The 782-nt window shown below is 65.7% G+C and carries 1 pseudogene; it reads left to right on the top strand.

Features of this window, described 5'->3' with window-relative positions:
* Positions 1–782: pseudogene (locus AC788_RS21705) on the top strand (neuraminidase-like domain-containing protein); the annotation flags it as partial.

Raw genomic sequence — 782 nt, 5'->3', positions numbered from 1 at the left:
GAGCCCGCCTTGGCCGAGTCCGGCAATCAGCCGTTCATGGACTTCAAGGGCGCCAACGGCCTCTACTTCTGGGAGCTGTTCTTCCACCTGCCGTTCCTGATCAGCCATCGCCTCAACAGCGAGCAGCAGTTCAGTGACGCCGAGTACTGGCTCAGTTTCATCTTCGATCCGACTCGTCGCAGCGACAGCAGCGGCCGCCCGGACTACTGGAACGTGCGCCCGCTGGTGGACGAAATCAGCCGCGAACGCTCCCCCCGCGCGCCGATCGATCCGGACGGCATCGCCAGCGACAATCCGGTGCACTACCGCAAGGCCGTGTACAACCACTTCATCAAGAACCTGATCGACCGCGGCGACAGCGCCTACCGCCAGTTGACCCCGGACGCCTTGAACGAAGCCAAGCTGTGGTACGTCCGCGTGCTGGACCTGCTGGGCCCACGCCCGGACAAGCGCTTGGTCAGCGGCTGGGAGCCGATCACCCTGAACACCCTGGCCAATTCGGTCAACGGCAGGCTGCGCGCCTTCGAGCAGCGTTTGAATGAACAGGAACGCCTGACCGCCGAGAGCGAAGCGGCCAACGACGGCCAATCGCTGATCATGTTCGCGCAACCGCGCCTGCAGTTGATGCCGTTCACTGCCGACCCGACCGTGCCGGAGCTGGACAGCCCGTACTTCCGTATCGCCTTGACCCGCGAGCTGGTGCAGAACTGGGACCCCCCCGAAGCCCGCCGGCCCACCCTGCGCCCCACCCGCCCCCTGGACGGCAAGCCGCTGCAACTGCC

Source organism: Pseudomonas sp. RIT-PI-a, from assembly GCF_001187875.1.
Lineage (GTDB): Bacteria > Pseudomonadota > Gammaproteobacteria > Pseudomonadales > Pseudomonadaceae > Aquipseudomonas > Aquipseudomonas coleopterorum.
The sequence above is the reverse complement of the archived record's forward strand: the minus strand, read 5'-3'. Positions and strand labels throughout refer to the sequence as shown.